This is a genomic window from Methanosphaera sp. BMS, assembly GCF_003268005.1.
Classification (GTDB): Archaea; Methanobacteriota; Methanobacteria; order Methanobacteriales; family Methanobacteriaceae; genus Methanosphaera.
In genome coordinates this window covers 1,669,282-1,692,861 of record NZ_CP014213.1, presented here as the reverse complement: position 1 = coordinate 1,692,861, position 23,580 = coordinate 1,669,282, and the positions used below count along the sequence as shown (strand labels likewise).

20 protein-coding genes and 1 tRNA gene are annotated in these 23,580 nt (G+C 35.0%); 14 read left to right on the top strand and 7 right to left on the bottom strand.

Annotated elements, in window-relative coordinates; translation table 11 throughout:
• Positions 1-68: 68 nt before the first annotated feature.
• Positions 69-1,625 carry a sodium-dependent transporter gene (locus AW729_RS06075; RefSeq protein WP_394339555.1) on the bottom strand — a complete coding sequence of 519 codons (1,557 nt, stop codon included), beginning with the start codon at positions 1,623-1,625 and terminating at the stop codon, positions 69-71.
• A 381-nt stretch (positions 1,626-2,006) separates the two neighbouring features.
• Between AW729_RS06075 and AW729_RS06070 the strand changes: the two genes are divergently transcribed.
• From AW729_RS06070 to AW729_RS06050, 5 genes are all read left to right on the top strand, one after another.
• Positions 2,007-2,115 (top strand) — tRNA-Met (locus AW729_RS06070).
• A 290-nt stretch (positions 2,116-2,405) separates the two neighbouring features.
• A complete protein-coding gene (gene glnA, locus AW729_RS06065; protein ID WP_112124267.1) occupies positions 2,406-3,743 on the top strand; it encodes a type I glutamate--ammonia ligase in 1,338 nt (445 codons plus the stop codon).
• Between the two features lie 103 nt (positions 3,744-3,846).
• On the top strand, positions 3,847-5,502 hold the full coding sequence (locus AW729_RS06060; RefSeq protein WP_112124266.1) for a DUF128 domain-containing protein: 1,656 nt from the start codon (positions 3,847-3,849) through the stop codon (positions 5,500-5,502).
• Between the two features lie 313 nt (positions 5,503-5,815).
• On the top strand, positions 5,816-6,013 hold the full coding sequence (locus tag AW729_RS06055) for a 4Fe-4S binding protein (protein ID WP_112124265.1): 198 nt from the start codon (positions 5,816-5,818) through the stop codon (positions 6,011-6,013).
• A gap of 9 nt (positions 6,014-6,022) precedes the next feature.
• Complete coding sequence (locus tag AW729_RS06050; RefSeq protein ID WP_112124264.1) at positions 6,023-6,211, top strand: 4Fe-4S binding protein; 189 nt, start codon at positions 6,023-6,025, stop codon at positions 6,209-6,211.
• A 213-nt stretch (positions 6,212-6,424) separates the two neighbouring features.
• Here AW729_RS06050 and AW729_RS06045 read toward each other — a convergent pair whose 3' ends face one another.
• Positions 6,425-7,516, bottom strand: coding sequence for a formate--phosphoribosylaminoimidazolecarboxamide ligase (locus AW729_RS06045; protein WP_112124263.1), 1,092 nt, complete (start codon positions 7,514-7,516; stop codon positions 6,425-6,427).
• Positions 7,517-8,230: 714 nt separating this feature from the next.
• On the opposite strand from AW729_RS06045, the gene AW729_RS06040 reads away from it, so the two are divergent.
• The 6 genes from AW729_RS06040 to AW729_RS06015 are packed head-to-tail and all read left to right on the top strand — an operon-like array spanning position 8,231 to position 13,059.
• Positions 8,231-8,464 (top strand): ferredoxin family protein, encoded by a 234-nt coding sequence (locus tag AW729_RS06040; protein ID WP_112124262.1) that lies wholly within the window; start codon positions 8,231-8,233, stop codon positions 8,462-8,464.
• 1 nt (position 8,465) lies between these two features.
• Positions 8,466-8,918: a molybdopterin dinucleotide binding domain-containing protein gene (locus AW729_RS06035; RefSeq protein ID WP_112124261.1), complete on the top strand. Its 453-nt coding sequence runs from the start codon at positions 8,466-8,468 to the stop codon at positions 8,916-8,918.
• Between the two features lie 3 nt (positions 8,919-8,921).
• Positions 8,922-10,265, top strand: coding sequence for a formylmethanofuran dehydrogenase subunit B (locus AW729_RS06030; protein ID WP_112124260.1), 1,344 nt, complete (start codon positions 8,922-8,924; stop codon positions 10,263-10,265).
• The gene (locus AW729_RS06025) at positions 10,265-11,989 is read left to right on the top strand and encodes a formylmethanofuran dehydrogenase subunit A (protein ID WP_112124259.1); all 1,725 of its coding nucleotides are present in this window, start codon (positions 10,265-10,267) and stop codon (positions 11,987-11,989) included. The genes AW729_RS06030 and AW729_RS06025 overlap by 1 nt, the downstream gene beginning before the upstream one ends.
• Position 11,990: 1 nt before the next feature.
• Positions 11,991-12,782: a formylmethanofuran dehydrogenase subunit C gene (locus AW729_RS06020; RefSeq protein WP_112124258.1), complete on the top strand. Its 792-nt coding sequence runs from the start codon at positions 11,991-11,993 to the stop codon at positions 12,780-12,782.
• 4 nt (positions 12,783-12,786) lie between these two features.
• Complete coding sequence (locus tag AW729_RS06015) at positions 12,787-13,059, top strand: DUF2097 family protein (protein WP_112124257.1); 273 nt, start codon at positions 12,787-12,789, stop codon at positions 13,057-13,059.
• Between the two features lie 92 nt (positions 13,060-13,151).
• On the opposite strand, the gene hxlB is transcribed toward AW729_RS06015, so the two are convergent.
• Entirely contained in the window at positions 13,152-13,736 is a 585-nt protein-coding gene (hxlB, locus tag AW729_RS06010; RefSeq protein WP_112124256.1) for a 6-phospho-3-hexuloisomerase, read from the bottom strand.
• A gap of 132 nt (positions 13,737-13,868) precedes the next feature.
• On the opposite strand from hxlB, the gene AW729_RS06005 reads away from it, so the two are divergent.
• Entirely contained in the window at positions 13,869-14,741 is an 873-nt protein-coding gene (locus AW729_RS06005) for a LysR family transcriptional regulator (RefSeq protein ID WP_112124255.1), read from the top strand.
• A gap of 84 nt (positions 14,742-14,825) precedes the next feature.
• Here the strand turns inward: AW729_RS06005 and lysS are convergent, their stop codons facing one another.
• Positions 14,826-16,415: a lysine--tRNA ligase gene (gene lysS, locus AW729_RS06000; protein ID WP_112124254.1), complete on the bottom strand. Its 1,590-nt coding sequence runs from the start codon at positions 16,413-16,415 to the stop codon at positions 14,826-14,828.
• Between the two features lie 287 nt (positions 16,416-16,702).
• Between lysS and AW729_RS05995 the strand changes: the two genes are divergently transcribed.
• Complete coding sequence (locus AW729_RS05995) at positions 16,703-17,356, top strand: TrkA family potassium uptake protein (RefSeq protein ID WP_112124253.1); 654 nt, start codon at positions 16,703-16,705, stop codon at positions 17,354-17,356.
• Positions 17,357-17,462: 106 nt separating this feature from the next.
• Here the strand turns inward: AW729_RS05995 and thiC are convergent, their stop codons facing one another.
• Both thiC and AW729_RS05985 read right to left on the bottom strand, forming a co-directional pair.
• Positions 17,463-18,767 carry a phosphomethylpyrimidine synthase gene (thiC, locus tag AW729_RS05990; RefSeq protein ID WP_112124252.1) on the bottom strand — a complete coding sequence of 435 codons (1,305 nt, stop codon included), beginning with the start codon at positions 18,765-18,767 and terminating at the stop codon, positions 17,463-17,465.
• A gap of 429 nt (positions 18,768-19,196) precedes the next feature.
• The gene (locus tag AW729_RS05985; RefSeq protein ID WP_112124251.1) at positions 19,197-20,138 is read right to left on the bottom strand and encodes a carbohydrate kinase family protein; all 942 of its coding nucleotides are present in this window, start codon (positions 20,136-20,138) and stop codon (positions 19,197-19,199) included.
• A gap of 211 nt (positions 20,139-20,349) precedes the next feature.
• Here AW729_RS05985 and AW729_RS05980 point away from each other — a divergent pair, with 211 nt between their 5' ends.
• Positions 20,350-21,168: a heavy metal-binding domain-containing protein gene (locus tag AW729_RS05980; protein WP_112124250.1), complete on the top strand. Its 819-nt coding sequence runs from the start codon at positions 20,350-20,352 to the stop codon at positions 21,166-21,168.
• Positions 21,169-21,197: 29 nt separating this feature from the next.
• Here AW729_RS05980 and nrdD read toward each other — a convergent pair whose 3' ends face one another.
• Complete coding sequence (nrdD, locus tag AW729_RS05975) at positions 21,198-23,513, bottom strand: anaerobic ribonucleoside-triphosphate reductase (RefSeq protein ID WP_204355173.1); 2,316 nt, start codon at positions 23,511-23,513, stop codon at positions 21,198-21,200.
• Positions 23,514-23,580 lie beyond the last annotated feature (67 nt).

The following is a 23,580-nucleotide window of genomic DNA, read 5'->3' as shown; positions in this document are numbered from 1 at the left end:
GATATTATTTTATTTGCTTAAAATGAATTATTTTTAAAAAGAATAATTATAAAAGTATAAATGGGTGATTATACTTTTTTGGAGGGGAGAATAGTTAAAATCAATGGTACTATGATAATCAACAATAAAAACAGTACCTCAATAATTATTTCCGATGAATGTGCTGTATTAATCAAATGAATAATGCCGAAAACCCATAATATTGATAAAAATATGGGTAAAACATACTTTATGCAGTTAACCCAAGTTCTTCCTACTTTAATTTTTGAATATTTGTTTAATGTAGGCAATAATTTTTCAAGATCAAATAGCCATGCAAATATTACTGTTTGAATGATAACGGTTAGTATTATTACAAAATCATTAAGGAAGCCATCTACAACTCCAAGAACGTAATTTCCAGAATATGTCATGTACATCAGGGATAACAGGAATCCGAATATGCATAAAATTGTCATGGCCTTTTTACGTGGGATTAAAAATTTCTTGGAAATACCCAAACTCAAAGGTTCCAAAAACGCTAGTAATGAAGTTAATCCGGCAAAGAAAACTGCCAAGAAGAATAACGGTCCAATTACATATGCCGTGTCCCCAATTATATTGAAAATTTTAGGAAATACGACAAATAGAAGACCTGTACCGCTTGTAGCTATTTCATTTAATGATATTCCGCTTTCATTAACCATGAATCCCAGTATACTAAACACACCCAATGCAGTGAAAATCTCAAATATGGAATTTGCTACAACAACCAACAGTACATTATCAATCAGTTTTGTCTTTTCGGGAAGATAACTAGCATAAGTTACAATTATTGCTTGACCTATGGATAATGAAAATACGGTCTGACCTAATGCCGCCAGCCACATGTTGATGTTTCCAAGATAACTCCAGTCCGGATTCAACAGTTCTCTGATACCGATGTCCATACCATCAAGTGTAAAGGAATATATGACTATTATAGCCATCATGATAAACAAAAGGGGCATCAGGAGGTTTACTACTTTTGAAACTCCTTCATCCAATGATTTATGTGAGATAAGCCAAGTCAATATCCAGATGAAGGTTGTTGAGATAAGTGTAGGCAATACAAAAGTACCCATACCGCTCAAATCATTTGTTCCTATTATTATATTATTGACAAAGTAATTATTGGGATTGCTCGTCCATCCTTTAAAGAAACTCAATACAAAATATATTAAATCCCATCCAACAAGCACTATGTAATATGTAAGTACCAAGAATATGATAAATGAGATTATCCATCCGATTATTTCAAATCGTGGGTTAATGGTCTTTAAAATGTTGGAAAGCGAATCCTTGAACTTTGCTCCCAATCCATATTCCAATATTAAAAATGGCACTCCCATAATAAGTATTGAAATTATGTATGGTATGAAAAATGCTCCACCCCCATTGGAGTATAACACGTAACTGAAACGCCAGATGTTGCCTAAACCAATTACGGCTCCAATTAATGCCATTAAAAATGAAAATGAATTCTTCCATTGATACTCATTTTTTGCAGTGATAATAACACAACCTAAAGTTTTGTCCAATAACGGATTTGATAAATAACTTGCAACGATACACAGAAGCACTCTTAAATAGTGATATGTAGTCATGGATTGTCCATGTTAATCCTTTTTATAATAATTGGACATATTTTGAACATAGTATTCAAATATTCTAATCTATTTTCAATATATTTTATTATATTAAAATACTTGGTATTTATGTTTAATGGATTAATCAAGTGGAATAAGGGATGATGTATATTTTTTATGATTTTCACGGTTATTTTCTACAACCGGTATTAATTATTGATGTGTAATGAGCTTCGGATTCTGTTTATTATTTATCGGCATTTAATGATTGGAGAATATTAAAATGAGTAATGATTATTATAACACAATTCAAATAAAATCTAACTTCTGTTTTGACAGACATCATTAATATCATAAACTATATATATCATGTTTAATATAAATTGTAATAGTAGCCACGCCGGGGTGGCTCAGCTGGTTAGAGCGCACGGCTCATAGGGTATTAAGCAGAGCTCTGACTTTTTCCTGGGATACCGTGAGGTCGCGGGTTCGAATCCCGCCCCCGGCACTTATCTTTATTAGGGATAAGTTAAAAAAATAATTGTACTTTTGTACACTTATATCTTTTTTTATTGTTTTTAGTATCAGTTTAATTTTCATGATTATTTCTTCTACATTTGAATTAATTTACAATTGCATATTCTATTTTTCAATATGTTTATATCATATATCATATAAACTAATATTATAGGAATTATCTTTCCGATTAAAGCGTATAATAAAGTAGATTATAATCTAACTATAAATATTTAAGTATTTCAAGTTCTTATTACAATTATAATTAGGAGACTTATGCAAATGTCAAAAAGAGATGAACAGATAGACCAAGTAATCAAGAAAATAGATGAATACGGGTCTAAATTTTTAAGATTTCAATTTTGTGATATTCACGGTACGCCAAAGAACATGGCAATATCCATGAATAAGCCGGAAGATGCTGAAGATGTAATAAACAATGGTCTATTATTTGATGGATCATCAGTAGCAGGATTTGTAGATATAAACGATAGTGACCTGCTGTTAAAACCGGACATATCCACCTTCTCTACATTACCATGGAGGCCTGAAGAAAAGGGTTCATGCAGATTTATCTGTGATGTATACCATACCGATGGAACACCATTTGAAGGTGACCCTAGGGGAGTCCTTAAAAAATCATTAAAACTAGCAGAAGAAAGAGGTTACCAATACAATATGGGGCCTGAACCTGAATTCTTCATAGTTGACGAAGATGAATATGGAAATCTGATTCCAGCGGATGAAGCAGATTATTTTGACGTGGAACCATTGGATTCCGGAACAGATTTAAGAAGAGAAATAGTACTGGGATTGGAACAACTGGACTTCAACATAGAAGTAAGCCATCACGAAGCTGCACCAGGACAACATGAAATAGACTTCAGATTCGCCGATGCAATGAAAACAGCCGATGCAGTAGTAACATTCAAACAGGCAATCAAGGCGTTTGTGGCTAACTTGGGTCATAAGGTAACCTTCATGCCAAAACCATTCTTCGGAGTAAACGGTAGTGGAATGCACTGTAACCAAAGTCTATTTAAAGACGGTAAAAACATATTCTATGATCCGGATACAGAAACACAATTGTCCCAGGAAGCATTATACTTCATAGGAGGATTATTAAAACATGCAAAAGCATTATCCGCAATATTATCCCCAACAGTAAATTCATATAAAAGACTTGTTCCGGGATATGAGGCACCATGTTACATCGCCTACGGACTTAAAAACAGGTCAACATATCTAAGAATTCCGGCATCTCGTGGATTAGGAACAAGAATAGAATGCAGATCACCTGATCCATCATGTAACCCGTATCTGGCATTTGCTGTATTGCTTGAAGCAGGTCTTGAAGGAATGGATAAAAAAATAGATCCTGGAGAACCAACAGAATTCAATGCATTTGAATATACTCCTGAGGAACTGGCCCAAAAAGGTGTCGATACATTGCCTACAAGTTTATGGGAAGCATATCATTCACTTGAAAAAGACGAAGTGGTTCAGAATGCTTTGGGTGAACATGTATATAATCAATTCTACAACATCAAACGTGCCGAATGGGATGATTATAGAATACAAGTATTTGACTATGAAAGAGAAAAGTTCTTAAACATATAATATACGTTCTTCACCAAGTTTTTTTTTCAATTTTCTTTTTTCAAACAATTTCAAAGAATATGGAGGTTAAATCATCACTATTAAACAAGAAACAGATTTAAAAATGATGGAAATACTAAGAATTTTAAATTCAGAAGATAAAGTTCTAGGTGCAAAGCACATATCCAATGAATTAAGAAAAAGAGGATATTCCTTAGGTGAAAGGGCAGTAAGATATCATATGAGAATCTTGGATGAAAAAGGATTTACAGAGAAAATTGGGCACAAGGGAAGAATAATCACTCAGGAAGGAAAAAATGAACTCAACAACGGGTTGATATTCGACCAAGTTGACTTTGCATATTCCAGATTCCAGGAAAGAATATATAATATCTCACTTGACTTGTCATCTGCTACTGGATTGGTTATTGCAAATATTTCCTCAGTAAATCAATTAGATGCAAAAGATACTATTGAATCAGTATTTGAATATGGATTGGCAGTAAGTAAAAACATAATGTACACCAAATCGGATGATACCGAGTATATAAAGACGGTCTGTGGGACAACAATCGATGGAGTTTTCCAAAAAAATGGAATCATATCCAGACCATCCTATGGGGGATTAGTAAAGGTGGAGGACAACACTCCCCTGGAATTCGTAGAACAGATAGCCTATGAAAAAACATCGATAACGCCGCTTGAAGCATTTTCCGGAAAAGGAAACACATCCATCCTTGACGTGATATCATCGGGTGACGGAGTAATTCCGGCAAACTTCCGGACAATACCAATGACAAAACAAAAACAGGCAAAACAACTTTTGTCTCAACTTAATGACATAGGCATTGGTGGCTTAATCAAGATGGGAAAACCGGGTGAGTCTGTACTGGGTATAAACGTACCCGAAGGCATGATTGGTGTGTCAATCATAGGGGGCATAACACCTGTATGTGCAGCTCAAGAAGATGGATACGACTTGAATGTTAAACTGGCCGATGAATTTGTAAGTTATGAATCAATGACATCCGTTAAGTATAATACACGGCCGATATTATCCAATGCCACTAAAAAAGCAAGCAACGTTTCATTTGTACTTGAAAAAATATTTAATCTGATGTCACAGGTAACCTTTGATTACAATACATATGAAGGGGACATAATAACAAATATCTCATATGTCAACAAGGAAAATCTGGATGAATCATTGGAGATAATCAATAACCTGTACAAGGATTACCCTCATTACTTTATGGGAGACAAATATGCATTGTTGGATGATAAAGAGGGAAAAGTGGGTATTGCAACAATATGTGGTCTGACGGTTGATGGTATTTTGACAAATAATGGAATAGTGTCCATACCAATCTATAGTGGACTATTGGATATTGACAAAAGACAGCCTCGATTCATAGAGCTGATATCATATACAGGTTCATCGGTGGATCCTCATGAAATATTCATCAATAAGGACATGTGTAATATAGCTACCGTTGACGGAAATTCCGATAAGATATTGGCAAGTGTCCACTCGGTACCGTATATAGCAAGGGATGATGCGTTGGATATCTTTGACTCAATAAGTGATATAGGTTTTAACTTCTTGGATATAGGTAAACCAAATCAATATATATACAATTCAAAGATTGACATGTATCATTTTGGATATGCGACTGCGGGTGGATTGAATCCTATTGAAAAGGTAAAAGAGTCAGATGTAAGTGTTGATGTCAAATCCATTGAAAAAATCATGGACTTCAAGTATTTTGAAACCTTCTGACATTTATTTATTTTTTTTACATTTGTCCTTTGTTGAACTCACTTTAATGTTCTTTTTTTTAATTATTTTTTTATTTTAAATTAGATTTTCTTTATTAATTGTTTTTTGAGTAAATTTTTTTAAGCATTCCTAAAAATCAATTTTTATAAATACTCTTGATTATATACTAAAATTATACATTATTATTATTGCGTTATATAACATTTATTTCCAATATGTAATAGGGTATAATAGGTGATTTAATATTTAAGTGTATAACTAAGGGGAGTCTAAGTTATATATTTTTTTAAAAGTTTTAAATAAGTGATTAATTATGGCAGTGATTATAGATACAACCAAATGTAATGGAGTGGACGCTTGTCCTGCGGGTGGATTATGTATAGAGATATGTGCTCTGAATGCCATGGAAAATGTGAATGGCAAACCAAAAGTAAATGAGGAAGCATGTCCTGAATGTGGATTATGCGTCATGAATTGTCCTAACGAGGCTATCTCTAAATCTGGAGATTAGGGTGAAGATATGACTATATCAGTTTTTGCTGATAAATGCAATGGGATAGATCAATGTCCAGAAAGTGGCGTATGCATAAAAATATGTGCATTAAACGCCATATCTGATAGCGAGAATATGCCTCTAATAGATGATGAAAATTGTTTTGATTGTGGATTATGTGTTCTGAACTGTCCTAATGGAGCATTATCCAAATAATACTCTTTTTTTCTATATTTTTTTAGATAACTTTTTTTTGTATTGGTTCTTTTTAAAAACGAACATTTTTTGCTTTTTTTCGTGTAGTTAAAGAATTAAAAAATTTATACTCGATTTATCATAATGGGTCTATTTTTAAGTAATCAGGATAATTGTAATAATTTTAAAACAAGAGTAAGGGGTTTAGAACATTAAAAAAAAGAATTGGTAGATTTATGTTAAAATAACATCTAATCTATCTTCTTCTATTGCATTTTTAATTTCTCTTGAGATTCTACGACCCATACTCATAGGTTCTCCAAATTGGATGTATGAGTATGCTGAACCGTTCATGAATGTGTTTGTTCCACCATCGATACGGGCACTCATTTCAAAGATAACAATTTCTCTGTCATCGTTAACCATACATTGTAAACAGAATGGACCGTTCATACCAGGTTTAACTAATTCTTTAGCAGTTTCCACTAATTGATCACCGTTTTTGAATACCTGTGGAAGTAAGGATTCTCTGATAACAACTGGGTGGTTACCACTTACAACATATGAAGGACTTAAGTTGGCTTCGATTTGTTCCTGTGCAGGAATTCTTACGATACCGTCGATGTTGGTTTCATATCTGCTGTCCATACCTAACACTTCGACTTCATCTTTAAGTGCTGAGTAGAAGTAATGGATACAGAAGTTTGTTCCACATACATATTCTTCAATATGTGCTTCTTTTACATCATCATCAGTAATCCAGTTTCTTCCTTTCATCTCATTGATTTTTTCTTGGAATTCCTCGTAACTGGAACATATGAAATATCCTTGTCCACCTCTGGCTCCTGGGAATTTAACCATTACTGCACCGTCTATGTCTTCTGGGTTTTCATATTTCATAGGCATTCTGATACCGGATTCAGTAATCATTTTTCTTTCCTTGTCACGTTCAGCTTCCCATCTTAGAACATCTCTGTTTCCAAACATTGGTACGTTGAATTTATCTTCAACATTGCTTAATCCTGCATATGCAACAAAAGAACCATGAGGAACTACGATAGCATTCATAGCTTTTAATTGTTCCTGAACTTCTTCATTAACAATATCTTTATATTCATCTACAAATATGAATTCATCGGCTACGCCAAATCGTTCGTATGGTACTTCTTTTCCTTTTTCACATACGACTGCTGTTTTAAAACCTTCTTGTTTAGCTCCTCTTAGGATATGAAGAGCTGTGTGGCTACCTAATGTAGCGATGGTAATGTCACTTTTGTCATAGCTGTCCACGATTGATAATATGTCTTCTTTTTTTACTTTTCCCATATATATTACATCCGTAATTTTAAAATTTTTTTATAATAATATCTTTGTAATTTATCACTTTTATTTATTATCAATATTTTCAAATTGAATTTTAATTAATTACAAAATCAAATTTTCATAAATAGTTATAATATCCTATATGGAAATAAACTTTTTGATATCAGATATTTCTTTTAGATTATCTAAATGCTTTATTTCAACATTGTCCCATTATTGTTTCTTTCTATAATTTTTGAAGTTAAAATATAACGGGAATTAACATCCAAGAAACAAGAGACTCTTGCTCTATCAATTTATATTCAAAAAATTATCCTAATCAGTCAATAAAAACTATCTTTCTATTTTTTCGTAATTTTTATATACTCATTTTTATATTAATATGTTTACTCATCCTGTAGAGTAAAAAGTGTCATGTTTTACTCATCTTGTCGAGTAATTTTAAACTCTCCTCTCTATTATTTCAAAGTGGTGATTATATGAACTTGAAACTTGAAGATAACTGAGTGATATGTGGATTTAAGATTAAAAAAGCTTATTTTCTAGGAGTGTTATATTCCTATAAATTTTATTAACTAAAAACAATATAATTTTATTCAAAGAATTCATGGTATAATTCTTCAATGGATTATAATTATAAAGATTTTTTTTCAGAGTAAGAATTATTTCATGAATTTTAATCATCGGATATTTTATGATTTTTTTAGGGAGTATTTCATGTTAAAAGTTAATCAAAAGTATTGTTTAGGATGTGGGGCATGTGTAATAGTGTGTCCGGTTAATCAAAGTATATGTCCGGAAATCAGTGGTGGAAGTGGTCCGAATACAACGGAAGTAATAATGCTAGTTGAAAATGGTGTTGTAACGTTATTCCATCCGGAAAAATGTCAAAAATGTATGAAATGTAATCAAACATGTCCAACAAAGGCTATTTATCATAAGGAGAATTAAAATGGATGAATTAGATATAATAATCAATACCGGTTCAAGCGTCATCCAGGCTTTTTATGAAAAGAAAGGTTCAACATTAAAGGATGAATACCGACAAGCAACGGCAGTCGCATTTATGGACCAGGAGGATATGGAATTATTATCCTTAAATCCCAGGGATAAGATAGATGTTATCACGAAATGGGGTGAAGTTACCTTATTTGTTGATATATCACATGACGCACCACATAGGGGAATGATTTTTATTCCAAAGGGGCCATGGTCAAACATCATAGTCAGTCCTGAGACGTACTGCTGTAACATACCGACATATAAGGGAATAAAAGGTAAAATCAGAAAATCAGACAGGCAAGTACTACTGGTAGCTGATCTTATGAGAAAAACATATAACAAATATCCCTCAAATAATGACCAGTCATTGGGTCAATTACCAATTTATATAAAAAGAGGTTAAATTATGGAACATAAACCTATAACAGATTATGATGAAGAGGTAAGACACTGCTGCTGTTCCTATTGTGGAAACAACTGTGACGACATAACATATCTCCTGAAGGATAAAAAAATCGTGGGAGTACGACATGCCTGTAGATTGGGTGCAAGTAAAATAATAAACGACCAGGATCAAAGATTGCTAAATCCAATGATACGCAACACGGATGGAATACTTGAAGAAACAACATGGGATATTGCACTTGATAAGGTGGCTACTTTGCTGTATAACAGTCAACGGCCGGTATTATATGGATGGGGAGAAACATCAGTAGAGGCAATAAAGGAGGGAATATCACTGGCAGAAAGTACTGGTTCTGTAATAGATAACCAGTCAACAATCTGTCACGGAACTTCCATACAGGCATTTCAGAATGTGGGTCATCCTGTAATGACGCTGGGAGAAGTAAAAAATCGTGCCGATGTAATAATATACATAGGAACAAATCCAATGGATGACCATCCAAGACACTTATCCCGATACACCACATTTGCGCAGGGCTATTTCAGACCAAACGGACGTGATGACAGAACAGTAATAACGCTGGATCCCAAATACACAAACACCGCCAAGGTATCTGACGAGTGGATACAATTCAATATGAATGAGGACTATGAACTCTTTAATGCAATGAGAATGGTCTTGAAGGGCAATAAGTTGGATGTTGACGAAGTGGCAGGAGTTAAAAAAGAAAAAATATATGAACTGATAGATATCATGAAAAATGCCGAATGCGGTTCATTGTTCTTCGGACTGGGACTGTCACAGACATTGGCCAAACAAAGAAATGTGGACATATTGATTCAATTGATTGAAGACTTAAACAGGTATACAAAGTGGGCTATGCTGCCTATGAGGGGATTTTTCAACGTAAACGGTTTCAACATAGCCATGACAACACAGACAGGTTATCCGTATGGAGTTGACTTCTCAAGAGGATATCCACGATACATGGTTGGAGAAACAACCACAATTGATTTACTAAACAGGAGAGAACCGGACTTCTTTTTAGCGGTGGCCGCAGATCCAGGAGTTCAATTTCCGGGTTATTCAATCAGACACTTGGTTGACATACCGGTTGTACAGATAGATACCCACTGGGGACCGTACACGGAATTATCTGATATAGTTCTCCCAAGTACACGAATAGGTGTTGAAACGGAGGGTACCGGATACAGGATGGATTCAATTCCACTATTTATGAAAAAGGTAGTTGAAAAACCGGAAAATTGTCATTCCGACTGGTGGATATTAAATCAGTTAAAGCAAAGGGTTAACTCCTTAAAACAAAAGGATGGGGCATTATAATGGAATATATATTGAAAGGAGGGGTCGTATTTGATCCCAAAAATAACATTAATGGTGAAACAAAGGACATTCTAATCAGGGATGGATTCATCACGGATGCCGTGTCAAAAGATGCTAAAGTGCTGGACGTATCAGGTAAGCTGGTAATGCCCGGCGGAGTGGATCTGCATTCACACATAGCAGGTCCAAAGTTGGCCGTAGGAAGACTATACCGACCGGAGGATACAAGACGTGGAATTAAGAAGGCACCAAACTCTGTACAGGGATTTGAAACGGGCTTTTCAATACCGTCATGTCCGACAATAGGATACCGATATACCAAGATGGGTTACACTACAGTCACAGAAGCAGCAGTACCGCCACTAGAGGCAAAACATGCACATGAAGAAATAGAAAGCATTCCAAACTTGGATATTCCCACATTAACCCTATTCGGAAACAACTGGTTCATGCTGAAGTATGTAAGAGACAACAACATGGATGATTTAACAGTATTCATCTCCAAATGGCTGAAATTGGCAAAAGGGTACGGTATTAAGATTGTAAATCCATGCGGAAGTGAAGCATGGGGTTGGGGAAAGAACGTGGATGGATTGGATGATCCGGAGCCTCACTGGAACGTAACAGGAAGACAGGTCATAACATCACTGACAAAGGTTAATGAGAGACTTGGACTGCCCCATTCCGTACATGTTCATACAAACGACCTAGGTCATCCTGGAAACTATGAGACAACACTTGAAACATTTGACTGCGTCAAGGGATTGAAGAAGAATAAGAATGTGGAACGTGACCAGATACTCCACTGTACACACGTACAGTTCCATGCATACAAGGGAACAAGCTGGAGGGATGTAACATCCGGTGCTACAGAACTGATAGACTACATCAACAAAAACGATCACCTGACATGTGATATCGGCCAGATAACATTTGATGAAACTACAACAATGACTGCAGATGCACCGATGGAGTATGATTTATTCAGGCTGACGGGATTAAAATGGGCTAACAAGGACATAGAAGTGGAAACGGCATCAGGATTAATACCATCAATATACTCCAAAAGGGCACCCGTAAGTGTACTGCAATGGGCAGTTGGATTGGAATTCTTCCTGGGAGTAAAGAATCCATGGAAAATTGCATTGACTACAGATTCACCGAATGGTGGGCCATTCATCAGATATCCAAGGGTGATAAGCTGGCTTATGAGTAATGAAAAATTAAATGACATGCTTGATAATCATGTGCATAATTGGGCAACACGACGTACTGCAATAGCATCATATGATAGGGAATACTCCTGGAACGACATTGCAGTAATAACCCGTGCAAGTCCGGCAAAGATACTTGGATTAAATGACAGGGGACATTTGGGCTTAAATGCCAAGGCCGACGTGAGCGTATATGATATTGACGTTGATGACTTTGACGCTACATTAAAGTCCAACTCCAAAATACTGGAGAATAAACTGTTAAACAGTTTATACACAATTAAAGATGGAAATATACTCGTAAAGGATGGACAAATAGTTAAACTGGTAAAAAGTAATCATCTATGGTGTAATGTATGTGGAATGGAGGATAAGGAAAAGGAATTAATCAAATCAATACGGCCCCTATTTAACAAGTACTACACCATAAAGTATGAAAACTATGGGGTAAACAATCATTACATTAAACCGGACACGCGGTTTGATATAAACTATTCGGAGGTGGATTAATATGAGGACAATCAGGTTGTCATTGAAAAGGCAGGTAAAAATTCCGCTGGAATTTGACAATGTTCTGCCTGAACTATTGTATGACAAAAGCATGGATAAACTAAATGAAGTCATAGTCTATCAGGGAAACAGAAAGAAGAAACTGAATGAATTCTTTGACGTGGAAGTAGAGGGCAGTGCTGATAAGCCACGCGACTGCAAAGTAATAATCAATGGAGAGCTTGGCAGGATAAAATACATTGGAAATGAAATGTCCTGTGGCATAATCATAGCCAACGGTGATGTTGATTTGCATGCGGGGGCAATGATGTCAGGTGGACATCTGATAATAAACGGTAACGCCGAAAGCTACCTTGGACGGGAAATGACCGGTGGATTGATAGAGGTAAACGGGAGCGTACGTGAATTCTGCGGTTCATCATATGTGGGTGAATGGCGTGGAATGAATGGTGGAACAATCATAATTGAAAAAAATGCGGGAAAACAACTGGCAGACTGTATGCTGAACGGTTATATACACATCAAGGGAAACTGTGACATACTGCCCGGAGTTCATATGGCCGGAGGATTTATACAGATAGACGGTGATGTTGAAAGCTGGCCCGGTGGACAGATGAAAAAGGGAGTCATAGTTGTAAATGGCCACATAAAGGATATGCTTCAAGGATTCAAACGTAAGGAAAGAGTATGTAATCCCCTTATAAACAACAAATATTTCTTCGGCAGCTATGATTTATATATTGGTGATATCGGAGCAAACGGTAAGGGCCAGCTATGGGTAAAAGTCAGGTAATATTATGGAAACTATAACTATTAAGGAAGATAACCTGAATGATTTTATCATAGATAACTTCACTGAAAACTCGCTTGTTGAAATATCATTTAACAGGGTTTTCATTCCCGGAATATTATTGAATATAAATGATGATGATGAACTGATACTGACGCTGCGTCTGCAGGGACAATTGCTTCATCAAACGGTGGATATTAACATTGATGAAATAAAAAGTGAGGTAGTGGAGATAAGATATAGCGATGTGGATGAACAGATAAATTTGGTGGTAATATAGCCAACTTTTTAATGGCATGGATGGAGTCTAAAAAATGTGATTAAAGATATAAAAAAGTGATTTTTCAAATAAAAAAAGTGTGTTAGGATTCTTTATTCTAACACGGTATGTCTTGCTTTTAAATCTTTTTCTGTCAGGCCATATTCATACATTAATTGTGCAATAGTTGAATCCAGGAATACTAATGCACTTATCTCGAATAATGTACCAAGAGGGGATAGTGTTTGGTGTTGTCCGCTTATTTGTCTTTTTATATAACTAGGCTCATTTTCATTTTTTGTTCTTCCTTTTACTTCAACAACAACATCTGATTTTTTACCTAAACTACTTTCAGGATAGGATGTAATAGCTATTATCTTGGAGCCTATGTCTATTGCAGTATCGGTGGTACTAAGAATATAGCTTGTTTCACCGGAACCGGATATTGCAATTAAACAGTCTTTTTCAGTAATTGCAGGAGTTATTGTTTCACCTACAACATACACGTTTAATCCTAAGTGCATTAGACGCATTGCAAATGCCTTTGCAACTAAACCTGAACGACCTAATCCCATTACAAATATGCTATCTGCTTCTTTTATAGTGTTTATCATTTCTTTAAGGTCGTCTTGATTTACTTCTTGTGTTGATTTTTTTACGTTACTTATTATTTCATTAACAGCATCATAATATACCATTTTTATAATACCCTCTTATTTATCGATTATAATTTAAAAATTATTGCTAATGGAAAATTAACATTTCCTATTTAATTATATATTAAAATATATATTTACTTTTTATTAAATATTTTAATTGAAGTGTCTATCATGGTTGAAGATAAAAAATTAAATTATGAAGTCAATGACATCCTGTTTGATTATAAGTTATTTGACACGTTAAAGGCAATAAATATTCATAAATCTCAGAGAAAGGCTGCAAATTCATTGAATATAGCTCACACAGTCTTGAATCGTAGAATTTTACAGGCTGAAGAATTGTTGGATAAGAAACTGGTCCTGGTTTCAAATAAGGGTTCTGTTTTGACTGATTATGCATTGGACATCTTGTCCGATTACGAGTTGTACGAAGAGCGTTTAAAGGATGATGATGTTGTCACGATATCGGGTGGATTTGTATCCTGTGAATTTCTAAGACAGTTGGCCATGGCATATCATATTGACGTCCGTATACTGCAGACTGATATGCAATCGGCTATCAAACTTACGAATCAGGGAATGGTTGATATTTTGAGTTTTGACGATCCGGTACGTGCTTATATGATGAATTTGGAGCCGGTACCACTTGCAAGGGATAATTTATTGTTATTGTCTGATAAAAAGGAGAAATTTAATGATATTCATGATCTTGATGGACTTAATTTTGTTGAAGTTGACGGATCTGCCCATAGGCTTGCATGGAATACTCTTGTAGATTATGATTTGGATTTTGACATAGTTAATGTGGTCAATTCATTTCATGAAGCTATCAAACTGGTTGAACAGGAGGATTCACTGTATACATTTGTAAATAAAAGCATGTCATATAGATGTCAATACACTTATGATGTAATTTCTAAACAGACACAACATATAATCAGTGCATTGAATGTTAAAAATGATACTTCAATTGATAAATTTCTTAATTATGCATCACATCGTGCACAAAAATTAACAGAAAAATATGGCTTTGAACACATATAATTTCATACTAAAAAAAGTCAAATAAAAAATGTCGAATAAAAGTTAAAAAAGGTTTTTAAAAAGAAGTATTATTAAAAGAATAATCTATTCTTCTAATCTAAATCTTTTTATAACAAAGTCCTTATCCAATGATAATACAAATGAAGCCGCTTTAGGGCCCTGTTTTTTACCAAGAATTGTTTTATATATTGCCTGGAACGCCTTTTGAGGTTTCATCTCAAGTGATTCAAGAACTTCATACATCCTGTCATGGAATGCCACATCATTTTCAAAGCTCTCGTTTTCAAGTACGTCTGCTATTTGATTTAAAAACTCTGTCTGTTCAGGAGTAATTTCAATTCTAGGCATCTTCTTCATTACCTGGAATTTAACAAATTTAGGGGCATATGTATCTAACCAGTTATGTACATATTCAAGCCTTTGAAGATAGGTCTGTCTGTCCCAGTCTGATAAGTCCTCATAGGAAACATCTTCCAATCTTGCAGGAAGCTGGTGATTGTTTTTTAATATTTCATAAATCTTTGCGGCATCCCCATTAGCTATCTGGTAACTGACAGTCAGGAATCTGTATGATGGTTGGAAAGGCATTTCATCAGTCATTTCATTAATTTGGGCTATTTCATAGATTTTTGTCAGTTTCTGTTTTTCCTTCTCATTGCTTGCCTCTTCAATGTCATATGCAATACGTTCTACTCTATCATATTGGTCCATCAAGTCTAAGAATCCCATTTTAGGGGAGAAATCCTTAGGTTTTAATGGTTTGTTCCTGAATATAAAGTAATTTAACGTTTCCGGTTTTCCTATTTTAATCCATGCTTCAGGGCTGAAGAATACACCTTTGGATTTACTCATGGCATCTCCATCTAATGTAATCCATTCATATGGAACAGGATATGGTGCAGGATAATCAAATATTTCCTCGGATATTATTTTACTTACATCATATGAACCACCACTGGCGGCATGGTCTTTACCGAATGGTTCACAGGTAATGTTTAATATTTTCCATCTGGCAGCCCATTCTACTCTCCAGGTTAGCTTTCCTTTACCCGTCGTATAATCCATTTCACCTTCATGACCACATTCACATCTGTATTTGACGGTGGTGTCCTCATAGTCATATGCCTCTGTTGTATTTACCCTTCCACATTCACTACAGATGGGGTTATATGGTAGCCATGTATCTTTAAGGGGATGTTCTCTGTATTCGTTGAATATTTCCCTGATTCTATCGGCATTTTCCAAGGCCAGTCTGGTAGCTTCGGTATATTGGCCATTTTTGTACATGTATGCTCCGCTTTTTATTTCCAAATCCTGGATATCAAATGATTCAAGTGCATCTGTAAACGGTTTTTGGAAGTGTTCAACGAAGTTTTCACAACAACCTTCAGGACATGGTATTTCATAGTAAGGCTGTCCCAGATATTGTGTGTATGATTCAGGTAATGGATATGGAACTTTTCTTAATGGATCATAATCATCTGCAATCCATAATGTCCTGGCATTTTTACCCAGTTTTCTTAATTCTTTACTCACCGCGTTTGCAATGAATACATCACAACTGTTTCCGATATGTATTGAACCGGAAATTGATGTTCCACTACCGACTACATATTCGTCTCTATCTTCTTTACTTAATTCTTCTGCAATTCTTTCTGTCCAATGTTTACTCATTTTATCACTAAAATATTTTTTTGTAAGGTAAATAGATAAGTATAAAACTTTATTATTGATTATTGTTATCTTAAAATTAGTTTTTCATTAAATAATTTATGTTTATTTTGAAATATTAATTTTAAAGTTTATAAACTCGAGTTTACTCTCTGAGCTTTTTTCATTAAACTATATTATATAAATATCTGTTTTTGATGTTTAATATTTTTATTGTTTGATGGTGTAATTATTTTTATATTAGCTATGATAAAATAATTAATATTGAATTATATTATGGTGATTATTTCATGTATGTGATTATAGTTGGTGGTGGAAGGGTTGGATTAAATCTTTCCCAATCATTAATTAAAGAAGGTTTAAATGTAACTATAATTGAGAGTGAATATTCCAAATCAGAAGAGATAGCCGAACAGACAGATGCAATGGTAATTCATGGTGATGCAACGTCCATTCAGGTATTGGAAGATGCGGATATAGCAGATGCGGATGTATTTGTAGCCGCAACTGGAAAGGACAGTATAAATCTATTGGCGTCAGTGTTATGTCAGGATTACGAGAACGTAAAAAAGGTTATTGCACGTGTAAACGATTTGGCCCACGTGGATGCATTTAAGAAGGTAGGCGTGGATATTACAGTAAGCCCTGAATCAACCGTGGCAGCATATTTAGAAAGGGTTATTACAAGGCCGAAAGTAGCCGATTTGATAGTGCTCGGTAGAGGTTCCACGGAACTTTTGGATTTAAGGATAGAAAACAGTCAGCTATATGGAAAACGTGTGCTTGATTATAGTCCAACTGAGAATTATGTTGTATGTGCTGTTTATGATGATGACGATTTGATTATACCACAAAAAGATACAGTATTCCATAAGAATCAGAAGATATCGGTACTGTCAAAGGCAGACTATGTTAAAGAGGTTACAAAGTTCTTTGCACCATAATAAATTACGTTAATCTATTTTTTAAAAGGAGTGATAATAGGAATATTCTTCCTATTAAATTTTTTTTCATTATCCGTCAGGATATTTCACTAAAGGCCGTAGCGATTTAATCATCAAATGTATCGGTACTGGCTTTATCCAACCACTTGTTAACTATTTTTATCGCACAGTAATTTCCACACATTGTACATGTATCTGCCTCTTCAGGTGGTCTTTTGTCCCTTATTGCCTTAGCATCTTCCGGCCACAAGGCACATGAGTATTGCTTGTTCCAGTTTAATGATTTTCTGGCATCCGCCATCCTGATGTCATCTTCTCCAAATCTGTCCATATCGACTGCTATGTCCCCTGCGTGAGCTCCAATTCTGGTAGCTATTACTCCATCTTTCACGTCCTGACGTCCAGGTAATGCCAAGTGTTCTGCCGGTGTTACATAACAGATGAAGTCTGCACCATATCTTGCACATTGGGCAGCTCCAATAGCCGATACAATATGGTCATATGCAGGTGCAATATCTGTTACTATTGGACCTAACATGTAAAATGGAGCATTTTTACACATTTTCTTTTGAATGTTGATGTTCGTTTCAATCTCATTTATAGGTATATGTCCCGGTCCTTCAACTATTGTTTGAACTCCTCTTTGCCTGGCTCTGTCCACAAGTTCTCCGAGAACTATTAGTTCTTGGATTTGTGCCCTGTCGGTAGAATCGGTCAAGGCCCCTGCTCTCATGGCATTTGCCATACTTAAACATACATCATACTCCTCTGTGATGTCCAATATCTGGTCATAGTTTTCATATAACGGGTTTTCGGCATCATTTTCAACCATCCATGAGGATATGAATGATCCTCCCCTGCTTACCAGTCCGCCTTTTCTGTCTTCATGTTTTAATCTTTTCAATGTCTCCCTGTTAACGGAGCAGTGTATTGCCATAAAGTCTATTCCATCTTTGGCCTGTTTTTCAATATTCTTTATCATATCATCTGAATCCATGTATATTGCAGATCCATTGTTTTGTATTGATTCAACCGCTGTTTGATATATGGGTACGCTTCCAACAGGTTTTTCGGTATTTTTAAGTACGCGTCTTCTTATGGCATCCAGGTCTCCTCCGATACTTAATTCCATCAGTGTATCGGCACCAGCTTCTTCGGCTATCTTTGCCTTTTCCAGTTCCATATCCACATCGATGATGTCGGTGGATGTACCGATTGTCGCATTTACCTTGGTACGTAGGTTTTGGCCTATGCCAACTGCAACGCTTTCTCTCTGATTGTTGTCAGGAATGGCAATGTATCCTTTTGCAACCATTTTTCTTATGTATTCAACATCTAATTTTTCATTTTCGGCCACATTTTTCATGGCCTCTGTAATATTACCTTTTTTTGCTTCTTGCATCTGTGTCATGATAATTACTCCACTATTGATTTTTTTTAGATTTTTTTTAGATTTTTTTTAGATTTTTTGTTTTTATGAAAAGTTGAATTATTCAACGATTGCTTTCATACAAACTAATACTTACTTAATGATTAATACTATATATAGATTAGGTTATATCAATGATTTTAACAGCTTTTTTATCCATTCTGATTGATTTACATAAAGCATTATTTATTTTCAATAAACTAATCCTTTATTTTTTCCAATGATTTTCAATTATTTTTTATATAACAGTATTATGTTTATTTATGCATTTTTAAAAAATAGTTATGGTGTGATTGAGGGGTACTTTTTTAAAATGCAGGCTGATTACTTTCTTTGGATTGGATGGTTAAACCTTTAGTAAAAAGAATATCTGATTAAATCTGATAAAAAAAGGGGATAAAAAGAGGGGGTTTAATGATTAATGTTGTCTGTACTTTTTGACCAGTTGTAGTCCATTCTGTCGAGGGCCTGGTCAATCGTTGGGATGTTTGTCTGTGTGCCCTGACTTTCAACAATGTATGATGAAACCGTACTTGCAAAGCGGCCACAGGTTTTAATGTCATTGTCTCTTAAATACATTCTTAAAAATGCTGCACGATATGAGTCTCCTGCACCTGTAGGATCAAATGCTTCAGTGGACACTACCTCTATTTCCATTGGGTCTTCATCTTTAACATAAATTATGCTTCCATTCTTACCGAGAGTCTTTACAATCATCTCCGGTCCGGCTTCAAGTAATTCATTAACATCCTTGTCCAAGAGGAAGCATATATGTTCGATTTCGTGTTCATTACCGAATAGGATGTTACAGTTGGATATTACCTCTTTCAGGTTATTTGTAGTGTATAAATGTAAATCTTGCCCTGGATCAAAGGATACTAATTTATTCTGTTCATATGCATATTTTCCAGCTTTAATATTGAATTCCGGATCACCGGTTGCTAAGTGAACAGCTTTTGATTTGTCGATTGCCTCTTTAGGAATGTCTGATTTTTCATACATCTCTGCTGCTCCCCAGTAAAAGTAGAACATCTGTTCATCTTCGGGATTCGTCAAGACAAATGCGGTAGGGGTATTGGCAGTTGTTGATACTATCATGTCTGATATGTCGATGTCCAAATCTTTTAAATAATTCTCATAATCACTATCTTTAAAATCTTTACCTATACAGGATATTAATCCTACGTCTAATCCAAGTTTACTTGCAACAACCGCTACATTTCCGGCAGCACCACCATTAAATGTTTCCATTTTATTAACTATGGCGGATGTGTTAATTTTTGAAAATTCTTCTACTTGCATTATGTAATCAAATGCTGTGTGTCCTAATACTAGTAAATCTACGTCTTTCATTGTTCTATCCTCTTAACGTTATTTATGATAATATGATTAATTTTAAAGCGTATAATCATGTCTTTCTTTCAAGGTATTAATTTTATATTATCCAAAAATTTTTCGCTATTTTATTATTATGTACCTTTCATATTATACAATTTATGTTTTTATAATTATTACGAAATGATTTAAATAATGTCATTCTAATAATTAATCAGAGGAATTAATCATGAGTGTTTATGATAAAATAAATAATAAAAAATTATCATTTCTTATTGCAATAATTCTTGGAACAATAGCAGGATTAATCTCCGTTCAGATATGTATCAAATTAAACCTGGCTATATTTGGATTTAATATTTATATTATAATATCTCCAATAATTGCTGGTTTTGTTGAAACATTTGTTTCAAAGAACTTCACGGGTGAAACTTCCGGTGCAATAAGTTCCATTATATTGTTTATTATAACCAACGCGTTAGGTTGGGTATTTACATCTAATGCAATAACGTGGAATCTTTTCACAATTGCCGGAGTTATTTTGATGCTGCAGGCAGCATTTCCATTGACAATAAATTATATGGTATTGGCCTTGTTGTTGTTATTCATTTATTTGATGGGTCGTGTTGGTTCTTCACTTGAGACGATATTTGTCAAACGTAGTAAAATTACGCCTATTGCGGATGTACAGGAGTATGTTTCATCTGATGTTTTAGTATTGACCAACGAACCGGAAATACCTATAAAAGAATATCATGGATTGATATTTTCAGAAAAGGTTATTGAATTTGAGGATAAAAAGCCAGAAGAGGTAGTTGAATTTATTGGTTCAGACGTATCTAAGAAAAACATGCTTAAACAACAGGATTATGCAATTGCAAAAGAGTATATGCTTAATGATTTGAAGAAAAATGCCGAAGAAATAGGTGCTAATGCAATTATTGATATAGAAATAGAGTATACTAACTATAATCAGCAGTTTCCACCAGATGTATTGATTGCTATCTATGGTACTGCAGTTACTTTGGATAATGATTATTTAATCTAAAAAAAAGGGTTAAGGTAGAAATAATGCATTTATTTCTGCCATCTGTTTCTGTCTAATAGTTCTTGTTTTTTACCTGCATTCCATCCACCGGATGCATTTTTGGCATGACCTACTTGTTGAACGTATCCTGTTATTCTATCATACCATTCTACTTCTTGTGTTTCACCACAATGTGTACATTTTGATTGTAAGCCTTTCATTAAAGTTTTACAGTTTACACAGAAACTTAATGCACTACTGTATGCCCAGAAACCGATATCTGTTTTGTGGGTTATCTTATCGGTCAGGCTCATTAGACTGTCCGGATTACTGTATGATTCACCCATGAATGCATGGAATATGTGTCCACCACGAGTTAATGGGTGGTATTCGGATTCTATTTTTATTTTTTCAGGTAGGCTCATTCCGGTATCTACCGGTACGTGGCTACTGTTTGTGTAGTATGAAGCGGATGAGTCTCCATTACATATTATTTGATCAGGATATTTTTCCCTGTCCATGGTTGCAAATCTGTATGCGGTACTTTCAGCCGGTGTTTGGATTACACTCCATCTTAGTCCCGTATCACTTTTAAGTTGGCTTGCCCTGTCATTTATGTATTGGATTACTTTTAATCCTAACTTGTTGGAGTCAGGGTTCTCCAATCCTGCACCTGTCTGTGCCAGCAGCATTTCATTTAATCCTACAAATCCGAATGAAAGTGTACTGTTTTCAATTCTGTAGTATGGGTCGTCACCTACTTTTTGTGTTAAAAACGGTAGTAATTTGTAGTCATTTAGACATTTGAGTGCTCTTTCTCTTCTAATCATCAATACGTCTTCAACTATGCCCATATAGTCATCAAGGTAGTCGAAGATTTCATTTTCATCTCGTGCATTGTATCCGATACGTGGCAGGTTCATGGTTACATATGCAAGGTTTCCTGTTCTTAGGGTATCAGTATCCCAGTCTCCTGTCCAGTCGTCTGAGAATCTTGTACGGCATCCCATGTAGTTGGTATGGTTTCCCATGTATTTTGGTAGCATGTTGATGAAGTATGCTGTTCCGAATTTTGCTGATAGGAAGTGTACTCTTTCAATGTCTTCGGTAAATTCAGGTGTTAGACATTCTTTTCTTAGGTAGTAGATGGTGTTTGGGAAGAGGTGTGGTTTTCCTTCGGAGTCTCCTTTGATTAATGCTTCGGTGAATGCTCTTTGAATGAGTCTTACCTCTTTTTCGTAGTCTCCATATACTCCTACCTGTTTTCCTCCAGGGCCGTATGCCGGTTCATTCTTTAGGAAGTCCGGTACGGTAAATTCAAGTCCTACACTTGTAAATGGTACTTGTCCTCCACGGGCAGCGTATGCCATGTTTAGGTTGAATATGAACATTTCCACTGCTTGTTGGATTTTTTCATATGGAAGGCCTACTGCAAATGGTGCTACGAATACGTTCCATAGACTCATTGCTTGTCCACCGCTCATGTTCTGCTGTGCTGCGAGCATGATTTCTCCGGAGTGGTTCATGAGTGTTTCTATGTGGTTAGGTGCTCCTGCTACACTTGTATGATCTCCTGTTCCATCCACTTTTAATCCGTATTTTATGAATTGTCTGAGGTCGTGTTGCAGACAGTTTAATGGTCTTCCTGCAAAGAACTCTAGGTCGTGTATGTGTACGCTACCGTTCATGTGTGCATCTGCCAGGTTGTGTGGGAGTATGTTTAATAATGCGTATTGTTTTAATGACTCGTCTGCTACGTATTTGTGTATTGTTTCAGGGTTGTGCATCATGTTTGCATTATCTTTGTTTCCTGATTCGATTAGGTTTGTAATGTTGTATACTGGCATTCCTAATCTTGTGTATTTTCTTCTTAATGATTCAAGACCGTTTTCGGTTAATTTTGTATTAACCATTTCCCTTATTATTGGTGCTGTTAGATAGTCTAACTCTAATTTTTTAAGTTCTTTATACACTTCATTAGCTATCTTGTTTGCTAATTTCGGTGTTGTCTGTGTTTCCTGAATTAAGGTATTTGCAATTTTTGTCTTATCGAATGGTTCTATTGTATCTCTACCTGTTCTTACACGTAATGTGTTTGTGTTGTAGTATTTGTCTGCAAGATTTACGTTTTCCTTTTTGAGTATTTCATATATTATGGTTTTTATTTCCTTTGTTGTTATGTTGTCATGTGCTTCTTTAGATACTTTGTATGCTATTTTTTCTGATAATCCTAGTGGGATGTTTATCATTATACATGAACGGATTAGTTTTTCATAACTGAATTTCTCTTTAATTCCATCGTTTTTGATAACATATATATCGTTTAGGTTATATGCTTCTTGAATTGTTTCTGGGTCTTTCATCATTTTTTCACGTCCATCCTATTATAGTGGTAAAAATTTTTTAGTCATTATTTCTTATTATTACTTTGGT